Raw genomic sequence first — 15572 nt, forward strand, 5'->3', positions numbered from 1 at the left:
AACGGACGGCGGTTAAAACTGTCCGGAACATCTCGATTCCGCGGCCGCACTCCGGTATGTTTCTCCCATCACTGGATGTTTGGCCTCACGCCCATGTTGCGCCGACATGGACGGAAACATCCGGTCCGTGGGACCGGCGACTCCAACCGGTCCGACAACCTAGGAGGCGTTCGTGATGACCTATCCGCATGTGGGCTCCCGCACTCAAAGCAGAAATCCGGCGAGACGCCTTGCCGCCGCCGTCGCTTTGGGTATCTCCCTGATGATCGGCCAGGGGCTTGCAGCGCCGGCATGGGCAGCGGCTGACCCGGTTGCCCCCGGTGCCCAGGCGGATTCACCCGGACAGGGAGACGGTGCGCCGGGCGGCAACGAACCGGAACTGGACTCGGGCCGCTACATTGTGATGCTGAAGGACCGGCCGCTGGCCGGCTACACGGGCGGGGTGGAAGGTATCCCGGCTACGGCCGTGTCCAACGGCAGGAAGCTCGACGCCGGCAGTGCGGACGCCCGGCGGTATGCGGCGCACCTGGAAACACAGCAGAACCGCCTGGCCACCGAGGAGGGCGTGGCCATCAGCGACAGCTATACCCTGGCCCTGAACGGCTTTAGTGCGGATCTGTCCGCGGCGCAGGCCAACGCGCTGGCGAAGGATGGAAGCGTCCTCGCTGTGGTGAAGGACAGCCTGTACAAGGTGGATTACTCCAGCACGGAGTTCCTGGGGCTGCCGGGTCCCAAGGGCGTGTGGGCCGAACAGTTCGGTGGCGCAGCCAACGCCGGCAAGGGGACCGTGGTGGGCGTCCTGGACACCGGTTACACACCGTCGAACCCGTTCTTTGCGGGTGAACAGGTGAAGCCGCTCTCCGGAGGCCCGCAGGTGGGCGAGCCATACCTGTCCGCAAGCAACCAGATCTCCATGCTGAAGTCGGACGGGAGCACCTTCGCCGGCGTCTGCCAGGCAGGCCTCCAGTTCACCGGAACGGAATGCAACAGCAAGGTAATCGGCGCCCGGTACTACGACGCAGCGTTCAAGGCAACCGTTCCGCCGGGCCTGCGGTCCCCAAAGGAATCGTATTCACCGCTCGACATCAATAACCACGGCTCGCACACCGCCAGCACCGCGGCGGGCAACAGCGACGTCAGCCAGACGGTTGGCGGCCGTGACTTCGGCAAGGGCTCGGGAGTTGCCCCTGCTGCCAAGCTCGCCATCTACAAGGTCTGCTGGGAGGGCGTCAGCCCGGCGACCACCGGCTGCTTCGGGTCCAGCAGCGTGGAAGCCATCGAAGACGCAATCCGCGACGGAGTCGACGTCCTGAGCTACTCCATCTCCGGCACCAACAACTCCACGGTGGACCCCGTTTCCATTGCTTTCCTGAATGCCGCGGCGGCAGGGGTGTTCGTGGCGGCCTCGGCCGGAAACTCGGGTCCGGTGGCCAGTACCGTCAACCATGCCGCCCCCTGGATGACCAGCGTCGCCGCCTCCACGCACAGCAGCAGCCTCCGCGGAACAGTTGAGCTGTCCAGCGGGGAGAAGTTTGCCGGGGCCAGCATCATGGCAACCGAGGTTACCGGCAAGCCCATAGCGCTCGCCGTCAACGTAAAAATCGCAGCTGTCCCTGATGCCAACGCGGCCCTTTGCGGGCCGGGAACCCTGGATCCGGCCAAGACCGCAGGCAAGATCGTGATCTGCGATCGTGGGGTGGTGGACCGGGTTGCGAAGAGCTCCGCCGTGGCGCAGGCAGGCGGCGTGGGCATGGTATTGGTCAATCTGACTCCGAACTCGCTGGACGTGGACCTGCACAGCGTTCCGACCGTGCACCTCGAGGATGCCGCCATCAAGGATGTGGTGGCGGCTGATGCAACGATGACGGCGAACCTGGTGTCCACCGACACGACAGGGACCGATCCGCCCCCGGTCCCGCAAATCGCCGGGTTCTCGTCACGGGGCCCCACGCTGGCAGCCAACGGCGACTTGCTGAAGCCGGACATCGCGGCCCCCGGCGTTGGCGTCCTGGCGGCGGTTTCGCCGGCCGGTTCCGATGGTGGGAACTTCGGGTTCCTGTCCGGTACGTCCATGGCCGCACCGCACATCGCGGGGGTTGGTGCGCTGGTGCTGGGCAAGAACCCGCTCTGGTCACCGGCCGCGGTGAAATCGGCCATGATGACCACGGCCTATGACCTGGTGGACGCCGACGGAACCCCCGTCCACGACGTCTTTGCCCAGGGTGCAGGGGAAATCGATCCGGCCAGGATCGCATCGCCCGGGCTGGTGTACGACGCCGGCCCCAGCGACTGGCTCGGTTTCCTGCAGGGCCTGGGCTATCAGCTGGGCGTTGCGCCGGTGGCCGCCAAGGACGTCAATCTGCCGTCCATTGCCATCGGCGGCCTCACGGGCACCCAAACTGTAACTCGCACGGTCACCGCCCTGACTGCGGGAAGCTACATTGCGGAAATCGATGTTCCGGGGATCGTAGCCGAAGTGAAGCCGGACGTGCTGACCCTGGCTGAAGGTGAGAAGGCCACCTTCACGGTGCAGTTCACCAACTCGGGTGCCGCCCTGGACGCTTTTGTTGGTGGTTCACTGACCTGGAGCTCGGATGCGGGCACTGTCCGCTCGCCGGTGGCCATCCGTTCGGTGACCGCCGTCGCGCCGGCCGCCGTGAACGCAACTTCTGCCGGCGGCAGCGGCAGCGTCAGCATTCCGGTGACATCCGGGAGTCCGGAACCGATTCAAATGACGGTGAACGGGCTCGCCAAAGCAAACCCGACGCCGATCAGCCTGGTTCCCGGGCCGTACACCGGAGTGAAGGACGCCGCCAATGATGTTCAGATCGTCAACGTCCCGGCTGGTTCTTCCCTGGCCAGGTTCGCGGTCTATTCCTCCAACCCGGCCGCCGACTTCGACCTGTATGTGGTCTCGCCCGCCGGTCTGCTGTATGCGGGGGCCACGCCTGCGGCCAGCGAAGCGGTCTCTATCCAGGATCCTGTGGCCGGTGACTGGAAAGTGACCACCAACCTGTTCGCCAGCCCGGGTAACGCGGCAATTGCGGCTACGGTCGAGGCCATGGTTCTTGCCGGCGACGCCGGGAACCTGACCCTCACTCCCAATCCGCTCGATATTGAAAACGGTGGCAGCGGGGAGCTTACGGCAAGCTGGACGGGCCTTCAGCCCGGCAACTGGGTGGGCCTCATCAAGTACGGAACGGGGCCCTCAACGCAGTTGAACGTCACGGTGACGGCACCTTGACGGCATAATGCGGAGGGCTCAGCCTGGGCCACGTACACCCCTGGGTCACCTGCACCTGGGAGCCCATGACCGCCGGGAGCTGATTACACCTAGGAAGCGGGAGCCGTCGGGTCGGCGGCGTCCCGCGTGGCTGCCGCCTTAGTGGCTGCGATGAGTTCCATCATGGCCTGGTGCAGCTGGCCAACCTGTTCCCGGGTCAGGCCCAGGCGCTCCATCATGGTCCCGGGAACCGCCGTCGCCTGTTGCCGGAGGGCTGCTCCGCTTGGAGTGAGCCTAACTGCCAGGGCACGTTCGTTTCCGGTCGCACGGCCCCGGGTGATGTAGCCGGCTGCTTCGAGCCGGCGCAACAGCGGCGAGATTGTGGCGGGTTCCTGGGCCAGGGCGTCGCTGATGTCGCGGACCGAGCGCGGGCTGGACTCCCACAGACAGAGCATCACGAGGTACTGCGGGTGGGTGAGTCCCAAGGTGTCCAGCACAGGTTTGTAGGCGCCCACGACGCTCCGGGATGCCACCGTGAGGGCGAAGCACAGCTGATGGTCGAGCAGGAGGTCTTCGTCAGCTCCCTCGATGGCTGCGGCCGAGCGCTGAGTCATCCGGGTTCTCCTCAATCGTTAGTGGGCTAATGATTAGCGTACACTGGTTTTACTCGAACATTCTGAAAGGGACCCCTGCTATGGCCAACAAGGAAAATCCGGCACAAAGGTTCATGCGCGCCACGGGCAGGCTCCGCGCCATCTTCGGCCCGGCCAACCGCAGTTCCCTGGGTCATGAGATGACTGATGAGAACAAGGCCCTCCTCATCCGCCGGCAGGCGGATGCGCAGCAATGGGAAACGGTCCGGCGGCCGGACGGCAGCACGTACGTGGTGCCCAGGAACCCTGACGACAAATCCCTTCGCTAGGCTGCTCCCGGACAGTCCCCGAGCAGCGGACCCGGGCCTTTCCCCCCGGGGCCTTTTTGCGTCCACGGGCGTAAAATATGGGCACATGGACCAACCGGCCAATGCATCGCTGCTTGACCCGACCAAGGGAAAGGGGGTGGGAATTGTGGCAAAGGCGATACAGCGCTTCATGAGCAAGACCGACAAGCTGCGGTTCTTCTTCGGACCCGCCACACGGGGTGATACTGCGGCGCCCGTTGTTCACAAGCACGACGACTTTGAGGCTGCTTCCGAAGAGGACCTGGCCCACTTCGAAGTGGAGACAGACTCGGAGGGACACCACTACGCGGTCCGCAAGGAAGACGTCACCTAGACCCTGTGCGGCAGCCCTTGTGCGGCAGCGGCCGCGGGCGGTTTGCCTTGGTACGAATTAACTGCACATGACAAAGAACGGCACAGCGGTCCTGCCGCCGTGCCGTTCCTTTTGTGCCTCGAGTGAGTGGTGCCTTAGCGGCCGGTGCCGCCGTAGACCGTTGCCTCGTCTTCGCTGTCCAGGTCGAACGCCTTGTGGATGGCCCGGACGGCGTCGTCCAGCAGGTCGGCGTGCGTCACCACGGAGATGCGGATTTCCGACGTCGAGATCATGTTGATGTTGATCCCGGCGTCGGACAGGGCCTTGAAGAACGTGGCCGAAACCCCCGGGTGGGAGCGCATTCCGGCGCCGATCAGCGAAAGCTTGCCGATCTGCTCGTTGTATTCGATGCTTTCGAAGCCGATCTCCGGCTGTGCCGCACGAAGGGCGGCCAGTGCGTCGGCACCTTCCACGATGGGCAGCGTGAAGGAAATGTCCGTCCGGCCCGTGCCGTGGGTGGACACGTTCTGGACGATCATGTCGATGTTGGAGTGCGCGTCCGCGATCACCTGGAAGATCGCGGCGGCCTTGCCCGGGATATCGGGAACTCCCACCACGGTGACCTTCGCTTCGGAGCGGTCGTGTGCAACGCCGGAGATGATTGGCTGCTCCAAGGCAACTCCCTTTTGAGTCGTGATCTTGTCGTCGGCTCCGGGCATGACCCAGGTGCCTTCGTTCTGGCTGAATGAAGAACGCACGTGCAGCGGCACGCCGAAGCGCCGCGCATATTCCACGCAGCGCAGGTGCAGGATCTTTGCGCCGGATGCGGCCAGTTCCAGCATTTCTTCGCTGGAGATGCGGTCGATCTTCTGGGCGGAGGGAACCACTCGCGGGTCCGCTGTGTAGATGCCGTCCACATCTGTGTAGATCTCGCATACATCGGCGTCCAGCGCTGCTGCCAGGGCCACGGCCGTGGTGTCGGAACCGCCGCGTCCCAGCGTGGTGATCTCGTTGGTGGTGCGGCTCATTCCCTGGAACCCGGCCACGATGGCTATATGCCCCTTGTCCAGGGCGGTACGGATCCGGTGGGGGTCGACGTCGATGATCCGCGCCTTGCCGTGGATGCCGTCGGTGATCATGCCGGCCTGCGATCCGGTGAAGGACTGGGCGGAGGCGCCGAGCTTGTTGATGGCCATCGCAACCAGCGCCATGGAGATGCGTTCGCCGGCGGACAGCAGCATGTCCATCTCACGCGCGGGGGCGGAATCGGTGACCTGCGCGGCAAGGTCCAGGAGCTCGTCAGTGGTGTCGCCCATCGCGGAAACCACCACAACAACTTCGTTGCCTGCAGTCTGGGCGTCCACCACGCGCTTGGCTACCCGCTTGATGCCGTCCGCGTCAGATACCGAGGAACCGCCGAACTTCTGCACAATGAGCTGTTTGGTGCGGGCAGTAGCGACAGGCAGCGCCTGCGGCTGATTTTCGGTCTTCACTTCGGTAGTGGGCATACTCATGCGCGCACCCTCACTGGATCAAATCGGGGTTCCGGGGCCAAGCAACCAAATGGCGCGACGGCGTAACTGATGTGCCCAGTTTATCGCCGGGAGCCGCCGGGCGTTGAATTGTGACCGTATGGTGGCCCCGCACTCCATGCTTTCTTGTCCAACCGGTAGCGCCACGACGGAAGGCCTTTGCCGTGGGTATCCTGGCCGGCCGTGTAGTAGCGGTCCCGGAGGAAGCCCAGGTTTTCGAGCAGCCGCTGAGAGGCGGCATTGGGTTCGTAGACGCCGGCATAGACAACGTCAGTGCCGCGCTCGGTGAAGAGCCAACGGACCAGCGCACCGGCGGCCTCGCGGCCGTAGCCATTCCCGTGATGGTCCGGGTGGAGCAGGTAGCCGAGGCTGGCAAAGCGGGCCGGGAGGCTGCCCGGCAGCGGCGGTTCAGCCGTATTCCAAGTGCGGCCGTCACCGATGACCGTCCCCGCCGACCGGAGCACGATGGCCCAGCCGAAGTGGAACCACTCAGCAGTGGACTGTTCCGCCCGGGCCTGGAGACCCGCGAGGAGCTGCCCGGTCTGCTCAGCGGTCAGGGCCCCATGAGACAAGTATCGGACGGCATCGGGGTGCCCCCGGAAAGTTTGGAGGGCCGCGGTGTCCAGGCTTGTGAGCGGGCGCAGCTCCAGGCGATCGGTGAGAATTGGCTGGATCGGTTCCATGGACTGCCGTCGCTAACCGGATCAGCTCAGGGCGTTGCGGCGGCCTTCAAAGGCCCGCCCCAGGGTGACTTCGTCCGCGTACTCCAGGTCGCCGCCCACGGGCAGGCCCGAGGCAAGCCTGGTGACGGTGATGCCGATCGATTTCAGCATCCTGGCGAGGTACGTGGCCGTGGCCTCACCCTCAAGGTTCGGGTCGGTGGCGATGATGACTTCCTGGATGGCGCCGTCGTTGAGCCGCGTGAGGAGCTCCCGGATGCGCAACTGTTCCGGGCCAATGCCCGCGATGGGATTAATGGCGCCGCCGAGTACGTGATAGCGGCCGCGGAAGGAGCGGGTGCGTTCAACCGCAAGGACGTCCTTGGATTCTTCCACCACGCAGATGACCGATGGGTCGCGCCGCGGGTCGCGGCAGATGTTGCACAGTTCCTGTTCCGTGACGTTGCCACAAACAGTGCAGAACTTCACGCGTTCCTTGACCGTGGTGATGGCTTCAACGAGGCGCTTCATGTCCTGCGGGTCCGCCTCGAGAATGTGGAAAGCCAGCCGCTGGGCGGACTTCGGCCCGACGCCGGGAAGGCGGCCAAGTTCGTCGATCAGCTCTTGAACTGCACCCTCGTACACAATGTCCTCGTTCGGTTGACTCGTCAGTTGGTCGGTTTTTGGCGCCGATGGTCCGGCTCTGATTCGGGATGTCGCCTAGAACCGGGGAGGCAACGGGCTGCCGTCCAGCGACCGTTCTTCCACCAGTTTTCCGCCCAGAATACGCTCGACGGCGGCGCGGCCAAAGACGCCGGATTCCTCAATGGTTTCGTCATCAGCGCTGGGGATGTCCTGGACGTACGTCTTGCTGGTTTCCGCCTGGCGCGCGGGCGCTTTTGCCCGGCCGGCTTCCGCTTCCGGGCTGTTGGACAGCCGCTGGTACAGGCTCTGCCGGACTGTTGCCCCGGGGGCAGCGGCGGGCGCGGCCGGGGCGGCCTGCGCCGGCTGGGACACCAGTGCCGCCGGTGCGAGGGCGGGGGCGACGCTGCGGAGATCTGCACCCCCCATGGCCGGTGCAGGGTCCGACTCAGGAGCAGAAGCGTACTGCGCGGACGGCGCCCAGCCCCCAGTGGAGGAGCTGCCCGCACCCGATAAGGCTCCGACGGGCTGCCGGCTTTCAACAGGGTGAGGGGCCCCGCCGTTTTCGATGGGGTGGCCATCCTGGGCGGGCTCTGCGGAACGGGGGACCTGGGCCGACGCAGGCTCGTAGTGGGGCGTCAGGGGCTCAGGCAAGTCAGGCTTGCCGGCGTCGTCCGGTGATCCCACCGACTTGCCTACGTTTGATTCGGCGCCCACGGTCCAGACGCCGGGCGCCTGTTCCATGGCGCGTGACCACGGATCGTTGTGCGTGCCGGCAGTTCCCGGGGAAGTGGAGCCGTCGCCGGAAGGCGTTGCGTCCTGGCCGCCCGGGACACGCGCCGGCGCAGGGCTGGGCTGGACAGCACTTGTCTGGACAGTACTTGTGCGGGCAGCGCCGGGCTGGCCCGTGCTGGCCTGGGCCGCAGTGGCCCCGACTTCATTGGCTTGGACTTCATTGGCTCGGGCGGGCCGGGACGGCACCGGTGCGGAGGGCGTCCAGTCCATGGGCGGTTCTTCGTCCAGCGGCGGCGCATCTTCGTCCAGGGGCGGGCCCCAGTCGTCGTCCGGGTAGCTGTACGATCCGGAGTTGTCCGCTGGAGGCTGTTGCGCAGGGGTGGGGGCCGGAGTCGGCGACGGTGCCTGTTGCGCGGGCACGGCCTGGACAGGGCCGGAATCAGCCGGTTTCGAAGCGGCGTCCATGCTGGCCGGAGTGGGCCTAACAGCCGCCTGCGGGTGGGCAGTGTTGGCCGATCCAGTCGATGGATCTGCGGCGTCTTCCGTGACCGGACGACCAGCGCTGTCTGCGGGCGCCACGGATGCGGCCGGAACGCCCGAGGCGGCAACCGTGCCGGAGGTATTAGGTGCCAGCCCCCAGGCAACATCCGCAGGCGTTGCCGGGGTTTCCGGGCTAGCGGGTACTTTTGGGTTTGGTTCAGAGCTCGCTGAGCTGCTGGCGCCGCCGGAGACTGCATTGATCTGGCAGTCGATGCCCACCGTCTTGTGGATTGCCTGGCGGAGATTCTCGGAGTGGTCTGCCCGTCCGAAGGCGCCGGCGAGTCCGGAGGTGGTGAAGGCCAAAGTGAGGACCTGGCCGTCGAACTGCCCCACCTGGGCATTGGGTTCCACCAAAGCCCAGGTGCTGCGCTTGATCTTGCTCAGCGTCTGCAGGATGTCAGGCCAGGCGCGGCGGAGGACCTCGACGTCGCCGCCGGAACCGCCGGCCGGAGCCGGCCCTGGCGAAGCCGGCGCAAGCGCGGCGGAGGGCGCAGGTGCCCGCTCGGCTGTAGCGGGTGCAGGCGGCTCGACGCGTGCGGGGGGCTGTGCGGGTGCGGACTGTGCGGGTGCGGACGGGGCAGGTGCAGACTGCGCCGGTGCTGGCTGGTTCTGCGGGGCCGCTGAACGGGAGGCAGGCTGGGCGGATGTACCCCTGCCTGGTGCCGCCTGCTCGTCCACCGGCCAGTCAGCAGTGGAGACCCGCGGCGGGGTCAGGGATTCGCGGATGGGCTCTTCGCTGCGGGGGACTCCGGGTGCCATGCCGTCGGTGGGCTCTTCGCTGCGGGGGACTGCAGGTGCGACGCCGTCAGTGGGGGAAGCCGCCGGAGCGGGCGCGGGCACAGCCGACCGTGTTGCAGCGGATGGTGCTCCAGCAACTGGAGCCGCGACCGGAGAAGAGGCCGGTGCAGCAGGCGCTGATGCTGCCTGGGCCGGTCTGGAAGGCACTGCCGCGGGTGCCGCGGATACCGCGGCGGCGGGAGCGCCGACGTCGTTCCCGCCGTAGTTAAGGCGGCGCTCCACGCGGTCGATCCGGGCGGCGATGCCGCGTTCGTTCTGCTCCGAGCTGGGGAGCAGGATGCGGGCACACAGCAGCTCAAGGTGCAGCCGGGGCGACGTGGCGCCGGTCATCTCCGTAAGCGCCGTGTTGGTGACGTCTGCAGCGCGGGACAGCTCGGCTGCGCCCAGGTTGTGGGCCTGGTTCTGCAGGCGGGCAATCTGGTCGGCGGGCATGCCGCGCAGGATTGACTGGGCGCTCTCCGGCATGGCCTGGACAATGATGAGATCGCGGAATCGCTCCAGGAGATCCTCCACGAAGCGGCGCGGATCGTGGCCGGTCTGGATGACGCGGTCCACCGCGCGGAAAACTGTGGCGGCATCGGAAGCTGCCACGGCCTCGACGACGTCGTCCAGCAGCGAGGCATGCGTGTAACCCAGGAGCGCCACGGCAAGTTCGTAGTCCAGCCCGTTGGCGCCTGCGCCGGCCATCAGCTGGTCCAGGACAGAGAGCGAGTCACGGACCGAACCGCCGCCGGCGCGGATGACCAGGGACAACACTCCGGGCGCCACCGGAACGTTTTCCTGGTTGCAGAGCAGCTCAAGGTACGCCATGAGGGGCTCCGGCGGAACCAGCCGGAAGGGGTAATGGTGCGTGCGCGATCGGATGGTGCCGATCACCTTGTCCGGTTCCGTGGTGGCGAAGATGAACTTGATGTGTTCCGGTGGCTCTTCGACGATCTTGAGCAAGGCGTTGAAGCCCGCCGAGGTGACCATGTGGGCTTCGTCGATGATGAAGATCTTGTAGCGGTCCCGGACGGGAGCGTAGGTGGCGCGTTCGCGCAGGTCCCGGGCGTCGTCGACGCCACCGTGGCTGGCGGCGTCAATCTCAATCACGTCAAGGGAGCCCGAACCGCCGCGGGCAAGTTCGACGCAGCTGGGGCACTTGCCGCAGGGCGTGTCAGTGGGCCCCTCGGCGCAGTTGAGGCAGCGGGCCAGGATGCGGGCGGAAGTGGTTTTTCCGCAGCCGCGCGGACCCGAAAAAAGGTAGGCGTGGTTGACGCGGTTCTTCCGCAGCGCCGTCATCAGGGGACCGGTGACATGTTCCTGCCCGATAACGTCCGCGAACGAATCGGGGCGGTATCTGCGGTAAAGAGCAGTAGTAACAGTCACAGGGAAAACCTACCTATAGGGACTGACATTAAATAAGAGACCCCTCATGCACCCGCCAGAGCCCATCTACCCTTGCTACCTTCCGGTCCTGGGGGAGTTCAACAGGATGACGCCACATGAGGGGCCGTCAATGAGTTTACCCGATGATTTCGTGTGCCCCGAATCGGCAGCGGGCCCGCTGCTTTCGGCCACTTTCGGCCCCTGCTTGCGGCCACACCGGGACCGTTTCAGGACCGCCCGCCGCTCAGGTGCGGTGCCCGTCCACTACCCAGCTCATCAGCGCGGGTTCCTCATAGGGGTGGGCGGACCGGAGGGCCAGTATCACCGGGCCGAGCAGTCCTGCTTCCACAAGGCATTCGATCCGGACCTCAGCAACCTCCTCGCCGGAGCCTTCGACGCCGATAAACGGCCGGGCCCCGGGAAGGGATGTAAACCGACCGGTGCCCGGCAGCGTGAAGGAGCAGTGCGAGTAGTTGCCGATCCGGCCGGCTCCGGCATCGCCGATCGCGGCGAGGACTGCCTCCGCGTAGTCCGTTGGAACGTAGATCACCAAGGCATGAAGCTGCGTCATTGGCCCATCCTCTCAGGAACTGCGGAACAGCCTGGTAGCACAAGTCTGTAACGGTCTCGGGATATTCAGGTAGGAACCCTTGCTTATCATCGCCACAAGGCGGACCATGGATATGTACACCGATTGGGGCAATCTCAGGTTTGTGAGCTGCAGGGCCTGGCGCGAGGGCCGGACCCGGCAGCTCAACGGTGTTCCGTAAGAGTGGGCGCATTGGGGGCGTCCATTTTGACGTTAACGGGCTCTTTGAAGCGCGAACTGCCGCGCAAATACCCCGGAGGATCACACGCTCCAACCGCCATGTGCACCCCGCGCCGTGCACCTCCGTAACGTCGCGGTAACGTCCCGCTGGGGGCCAATTGGGTGATGCTGAAAAGTTCAGGTATTCTAGTATCTGCTTTTGATTCAGAAGCAACTGGAGAATTCGCCTAGCGGCCTATGGCGCACGCCTGGAACGCGTGTTGGGTTAACGCCCTCGGGGGTTCAAATCCCCCATTCTCCGCGGTTGGCCCCGGTCCTCGGACCGGGGCCTTTTTGCGCTCCGGCCCCGTTCGTCCCGTCCCCGTTTCCCGTGCCGTCCGGCCGTGCGCACTTCCCCGTCAGCATCCCGGTACTTGCCCCGGACCGGAGCTGCGACTACGGCACCTATGCAGCGAATCCCAGCCGCCGGAGGCGGCGCCTGGCGGCCTGTTCGCTGGGACTCATCCAGCCGAGGGCAAGGCGGACGACGGCGAGAGTCGCCCGGGTGCCAAGCCGCACCGGAAGAGCAAACGGACCCAGCCGCGGCGACCGGAGGCCCAGCATGTCCCGGTACTTCGGTTCGATGCTGGACACGGCAGCAGCAAACAGCATCCGGTACCCGAGGCGGAGGGACGGATGGAGCGGCGGGTTGCGGAGGAAAGCCACAGTCTCGGCCACCCTTTCATTCGCGCGGAGATCACCGTCGTCGTACCAGTTGTCCAGCTGCTTCCGCATCTCCGCCTCAGTGACCGGCGGAGCGTCCACCCCCATCAGCAGTCCGGCGTGCGCCCATTCCCGGACGTAGGCATCCGGTCCGCCGGGAATGGGCCGGCCCCAGATCTTGTGGGTGGAGAGGAACGCGTCGGTAAAGGCGATGTGCACCCACCGCAGCAACTCGGGGTCGTTGGCTGCGTAGCTCCTCACCACGCCCCTCCCGTCCACATAGTCGCCCCGCACAGAGTTGTGCCTCCGCCGCACCCAGTCCGAGGCCTCCCGCGCCGCGGAGGTGGACCCATAGGAGACCGTGAAGATCCACCGGATGGTTCCGGCCAGCCGGCCCAGCGGGTCCTCGCGGAACCGGGAGTGGTCGTGCACTCCGGCGAGGGCGCCGGGATGGAGGGCCTGCATCAGGAGCGCACGGATCCCGGCCACGAGGGTGGTCATCGAGCCGTGCACCGCCCAGACTGCCGACCCCGGAAGGTGATACCCGGCGTCGTCACCCTTTTCAAGCAGGGGAACCCAGTCCGGAACAGCCTCCCGCGTCCCGGTCAACGTTTGTTTGAGCTCGGCCTGCCATTCCCTGAGGACATTGCGCATGGTCAATTCTCCCGCACACCCGCCGTGAAGGGAGGCGCACGGGCCTTCAGCGCCGCGCATACCTGAGAGCCACCTGAGAATTCAGGCCGGAAGCCGCGGAATCCCGCGGAACTTGGCGGGGAGGGCAAGGACCGGGGGTTCACAGAACAATGGCCCTGTGGTCCCATAGGAACGTAAGTCCGTCGAGATTGGGGTCTGGCGGGCCTATCGCAGGAGTCATTACGTGGGTAATCACTGGGGTTATGGACACGAAGAACGTCCCGGCAGGCCTTGTCTAACCGCTGCGCGGCTTCTCGGCGTGTGCGCCGTATCCACGTTGAGCGTGATTGCGTTCGGCCTCCAAGGACCGTCCGCGCCGCCGTCGCCGTCCGGGGCTCTGGCTGCCGGGCATGGCATGGCCTCAGCTGCCGCGACGGGCGGCCCCGGAAATGCCCCGTCCTTGCCGAGCGCCTTCCTGAAACCGCTGGGTATCCCGACTGTTGGTATTGCGGCGGACGCTCACGCCCTGCTTTCCTTCAGCCGCAGTGACATTCGGACCACTTCCAAGAGCGGCAAACACGAACTGAATGTGGCATCCGACGACCTCCGGCGCCCTCCGGCCGGCTCGCTGATGGCGCCCCTTGAAGTGCTGAACGAGACCTCAGGATTCGGCCTCCGGGTCAGCCCCCTGACCGGAACCGCCGGTGAGTTCCACTGGGGTCAGGATTTCGCTGCGGCATGCGGCACCCGCGTCTATGCTGCCGACGCCGGGGTGGTCAGGGCTGTTGGCTGGCACCCGTGGGGCGGCGGGAACCGGGTGGAGATCGACCACGGCAACGGACTCATCACCACGTACAACCACCTGGAAGGGATCGCCGTCAAGAAGGGGGAGTCCGTCCAGGTGGGCGAAGTCATCGCCAAGGTGGGCACCACGGGCTCGTCCACGGGCTGCCACCTGCACTTCGAAACCATCCTTAATGGCAAGCACGTCAATCCGCTCGACTGGAAGCTCCTGCCCATCAAGCAGGTGGACGAACTCGGGAACATTGACATGATCAGCTACCTCCCCGGCACAAATGCCCCGGCAGGCGACCCGACGTGGGCGATCCCGGTGTCGGATGACAACTCGCATACCGTCACGGGAGGTGAAACGGAAGCGCCGGTGCCGGGAACGCCGTCGGCCACGCCTTCCGCTACGTCCGCCCCGACGCCGTCGGCGCCCGCCACGGCGTCCGTGACAGGCACTCCGACGACGACCGCAACGCCGCCGCCCACCGCCGTACCAGCCACCGCCACACCAACGCCGCCGTCCACTGTTACGCCGTCGCCGACCGGCACGCCGCCGCCAACCCAGGCGCCCACGCCCACGCAGACTGAAGAGCCCACGGCGACCGCCACGCCGAGCCCGGCGCCCACACTCGCCCCAACGGCCACGGCAGCAGTGGAACCAACTGCGGAGCCGACAACCGAGCCGACAGGCGAGCCAACGCCGAAACCCACCGCCACTTCGACCACGGAATCCGCTGCGGCTCCTGAACCCAGCGACAGCCAGCCGGCCCCAACGCCCACGGCCTCAGCCACCCCGACCCCGTAGGGGGAAGTCCCGAACCAACTTTCAAGAGGGCACGAACCCGTGGGCTTGGCCGTTGTCACGGATAACAGCCATGACAACTTTCCTAAGGAAGCCCTCTGTGAAATCCCTCTACTCCATTCCGCTGACGCTCAACGACGGAACGGAAACCGACTTCGGCCGTTTCAAGGGAAGCGTGGTGATGGTGGTCAACGTGGCCTCCGAATGCGGCTTTACGCCACAGTATGCAGGGCTGGAACTGCTCTACGGGAAGTTCCGGGACCAGGGTTTCGATATCCTGGGTGTTCCCTGCAACCAGTTCGGCGGCCAGGAACCCGGAGATGACGCCGACATCGCCGAATTCTGCGAGCGCAACTTCGGTGTGACCTTCCCGCTGACTGCCAAGGCCAAGGTCCGCGGGAAAAACCAGCACCCGCTGTATGCCGAGCTCACCCGCTTCAAGAACGGCCCGCTGCCCGGCCTCGTGAAGTGGAACTTCGAGAAGTTCCTGGTAAACCGCGACGGCGTTGTGGTGGCCCGCTTCGCCCCCACCGTTGAACCCGACTCACCGGAGGTCCTGGCCGCCATTGAGGACGCGCTCGCCTGAGGCGACACGGACACCGAACCAGCAATTCACCAAAGCCCCGGCACCATGTGCCGGGGCTTTTTGCTGCCCGGCGGGGGACGGGAACTATCCGACTTGTTTATTAAGGCAATACAACCGTTGACTAGTGAGCAACTTCATAGTTAGAGTTGCGGCACCCCAACGGCCGCCGTACGGCCGACTTTGAGATCCACCGGCTATTCGGTGATGGAGGCCTGCGCGAACCGCGGCCGTCCATCCCCGCGACGCCGATCAGGGATCAAGACCCCGCACCACGCCTGCCAATGCGGCACGCCGTCCTTTGGCGTGCCCGTGATGGCCGGCGCCAATGAGAGGCAGTTCCGCCATGACAGAATTCCGTTCCCCGCTCCTTGACCGCAGGCAGCTCCTCAAAGCCGCGGCGCTCACGCCGTTGGCAGGCCTTGCGTTGTCCGGCTGCGGCTCCAAGCCGGCTGAAAGTGCGGCCGCGAACAAGACCGTCACAGTCACGTCCTACGGCGGCTCCTAAAACGACCAGCTGACCCAGACCATCCTGGATCCGTTC

General features: G+C 65.9%; 13 protein-coding genes, 1 tRNA gene and 1 other RNA gene. 7 read left to right on the forward strand and 8 right to left on the reverse strand.

The window, feature by feature from the left end; translation table 11 throughout:
* Positions 1 to 175: 175 nt before the first annotated feature.
* Entirely contained in the window at positions 176 to 3244 is a 3069-nt protein-coding gene (locus FCN77_RS03135) for a S8 family serine peptidase (RefSeq protein ID WP_137321079.1), read from the forward strand.
* Positions 3245 to 3333: 89 nt separating this feature from the next.
* On the opposite strand, the gene FCN77_RS03140 is transcribed toward FCN77_RS03135, so the two are convergent.
* The gene (locus FCN77_RS03140) at positions 3334 to 3837 is read right to left on the reverse strand and encodes a MarR family winged helix-turn-helix transcriptional regulator (RefSeq protein ID WP_137321080.1); all 504 of its coding nucleotides are present in this window, start codon (positions 3835 to 3837) and stop codon (positions 3334 to 3336) included.
* Positions 3838 to 3917: 80 nt separating this feature from the next.
* Between FCN77_RS03140 and FCN77_RS03145 the strand changes: the two genes are divergently transcribed.
* The gene (locus FCN77_RS03145; protein WP_137321081.1) at positions 3918 to 4145 is read left to right on the forward strand and encodes a hypothetical protein; all 228 of its coding nucleotides are present in this window, start codon (positions 3918 to 3920) and stop codon (positions 4143 to 4145) included.
* 169 nt (positions 4146 to 4314) lie between these two features.
* Positions 4315 to 4497, forward strand: coding sequence for a hypothetical protein (locus FCN77_RS03150; protein ID WP_137321082.1), 183 nt, complete (start codon positions 4315 to 4317; stop codon positions 4495 to 4497).
* A gap of 134 nt (positions 4498 to 4631) precedes the next feature.
* Here FCN77_RS03150 and FCN77_RS03155 read toward each other — a convergent pair whose 3' ends face one another.
* The 6 genes from FCN77_RS03155 to FCN77_RS03180 all read right to left on the reverse strand — a co-directional run bounded on the left by FCN77_RS03155 (position 4632) and on the right by FCN77_RS03180 (position 11321).
* Positions 4632 to 5990, reverse strand: a complete 1359-nt coding sequence (locus tag FCN77_RS03155) for an aspartate kinase (RefSeq protein ID WP_137321083.1) — start codon at positions 5988 to 5990, stop codon at positions 4632 to 4634.
* Positions 5991 to 6070: 80 nt separating this feature from the next.
* The gene (locus FCN77_RS03160) at positions 6071 to 6691 is read right to left on the reverse strand and encodes a GNAT family N-acetyltransferase (RefSeq protein WP_137321084.1); all 621 of its coding nucleotides are present in this window, start codon (positions 6689 to 6691) and stop codon (positions 6071 to 6073) included.
* 21 nt (positions 6692 to 6712) lie between these two features.
* Complete coding sequence (gene recR, locus FCN77_RS03165; protein ID WP_137321085.1) at positions 6713 to 7312, reverse strand: recombination mediator RecR; 600 nt, start codon at positions 7310 to 7312, stop codon at positions 6713 to 6715.
* Between the two features lie 75 nt (positions 7313 to 7387).
* Entirely contained in the window at positions 7388 to 10750 is a 3363-nt protein-coding gene (locus FCN77_RS03170; protein ID WP_137321086.1) for a DNA polymerase III subunit gamma and tau, read from the reverse strand.
* 32 nt (positions 10751 to 10782) lie between these two features.
* Positions 10783 to 10879: signal recognition particle sRNA small type (gene ffs, locus FCN77_RS03175), an RNA gene on the reverse strand.
* Positions 10880 to 10994: 115 nt separating this feature from the next.
* Positions 10995 to 11321: a hypothetical protein gene (locus tag FCN77_RS03180; protein WP_137321087.1), complete on the reverse strand. Its 327-nt coding sequence runs from the start codon at positions 11319 to 11321 to the stop codon at positions 10995 to 10997.
* A gap of 414 nt (positions 11322 to 11735) precedes the next feature.
* On the opposite strand from FCN77_RS03180, the gene FCN77_RS03185 reads away from it, so the two are divergent.
* Positions 11736 to 11820 (forward strand) — tRNA-Ser (locus FCN77_RS03185).
* Between the two features lie 143 nt (positions 11821 to 11963).
* Here FCN77_RS03185 and FCN77_RS03190 read toward each other — a convergent pair.
* A complete protein-coding gene (locus FCN77_RS03190; protein WP_137321088.1) occupies positions 11964 to 12875 on the reverse strand; it encodes an oxygenase MpaB family protein in 912 nt (303 codons plus the stop codon).
* A gap of 298 nt (positions 12876 to 13173) precedes the next feature.
* Between FCN77_RS03190 and FCN77_RS03195 the strand changes: the two genes are divergently transcribed.
* The 3 genes from FCN77_RS03195 to FCN77_RS03205 all read left to right on the forward strand — a co-directional run bounded on the left by FCN77_RS03195 (position 13174) and on the right by FCN77_RS03205 (position 15536).
* Positions 13174 to 14448, forward strand: coding sequence for a M23 family metallopeptidase (locus tag FCN77_RS03195; protein ID WP_137321089.1), 1275 nt, complete (start codon positions 13174 to 13176; stop codon positions 14446 to 14448).
* Between the two features lie 97 nt (positions 14449 to 14545).
* Complete coding sequence (locus tag FCN77_RS03200) at positions 14546 to 15031, forward strand: glutathione peroxidase (protein WP_137321090.1); 486 nt, start codon at positions 14546 to 14548, stop codon at positions 15029 to 15031.
* A gap of 343 nt (positions 15032 to 15374) precedes the next feature.
* Complete coding sequence (locus tag FCN77_RS03205; protein WP_175417123.1) at positions 15375 to 15536, forward strand: twin-arginine translocation signal domain-containing protein; 162 nt, start codon at positions 15375 to 15377, stop codon at positions 15534 to 15536.
* The last annotated feature ends 36 nt before the right edge of the window (positions 15537 to 15572 follow it).

Origin of the sequence: Arthrobacter sp. 24S4-2 (assembly GCF_005280255.1) — a bacterium.
Lineage (GTDB): Bacteria > Actinomycetota > Actinomycetes > Actinomycetales > Micrococcaceae > Arthrobacter.

What these genes read in the sequence shown, in the direction of transcription:
- FCN77_RS03135 (WP_137321079.1), top strand. Translation starts at nt 176, where the DNA reads ATGACCTATCCGCATGTGGGCTCCCGCACTCAAAGCAGAAATCCGGCG.
- FCN77_RS03140 (WP_137321080.1), bottom strand. Translation starts at nt 3,837, where the DNA reads ATGACTCAGCGCTCGGCCGCAGCCATCGAGGGAGCTGACGAAGACCTC.
- FCN77_RS03145 (WP_137321081.1), top strand. Translation starts at nt 3,918, where the DNA reads ATGGCCAACAAGGAAAATCCGGCACAAAGGTTCATGCGCGCCACGGGC.
- FCN77_RS03150 (WP_137321082.1), top strand. Translation starts at nt 4,315, where the DNA reads ATGAGCAAGACCGACAAGCTGCGGTTCTTCTTCGGACCCGCCACACGG.
- FCN77_RS03155 (WP_137321083.1), bottom strand. Translation starts at nt 5,990, where the DNA reads ATGAGTATGCCCACTACCGAAGTGAAGACCGAAAATCAGCCGCAGGCG.
- FCN77_RS03160 (WP_137321084.1), bottom strand. Translation starts at nt 6,691, where the DNA reads ATGGAACCGATCCAGCCAATTCTCACCGATCGCCTGGAGCTGCGCCCG.
- FCN77_RS03180 (WP_137321087.1), bottom strand. Translation starts at nt 11,321, where the DNA reads ATGACGCAGCTTCATGCCTTGGTGATCTACGTTCCAACGGACTACGCG.
- FCN77_RS03190 (WP_137321088.1), bottom strand. Translation starts at nt 12,875, where the DNA reads ATGCGCAATGTCCTCAGGGAATGGCAGGCCGAGCTCAAACAAACGTTG.
- FCN77_RS03205 (WP_175417123.1), top strand. Translation starts at nt 15,375, where the DNA reads ATGACAGAATTCCGTTCCCCGCTCCTTGACCGCAGGCAGCTCCTCAAA.